1 pseudogene is annotated in these 241 nt (G+C 53.5%); it reads right to left on the minus strand.

Annotated features, from left to right (window positions below):
• Positions 1-241 (minus strand): annotated as a pseudogene (locus MXD62_RS09495) (alanine--glyoxylate aminotransferase family protein); the annotation flags it as partial.

The raw sequence follows: 241 nt of genomic DNA on the forward strand, positions 1-241 counted from the left end.
GTTAAATGGGCTTGACCACCAGCAACGACAACGTTGTGTTTGGTACGCAGTGTTTTTCGCAGTTGTTCCGAATCGAAGGCGCCTTTCGGATCGATCGAAGTAACGGTGGCAGCCGCATATTGATCCGTGGTCATCAACGGGAGCTGCAGGGCGCGCACAGCTGCGCGTGTCATATCCCGCATCACCTCGTGCCGTTTAATAATTTGCGGCAGTCCCTCTTCTTCGATCATCGTGCACACTT

It is taken from the genome of Frankia sp. Mgl5, assembly GCF_023242985.1.
In the GTDB taxonomy this organism is placed as follows: domain Bacteria; phylum Actinomycetota; class Actinomycetes; order Frankiales; family Frankiaceae; genus Parafrankia; species Parafrankia soli.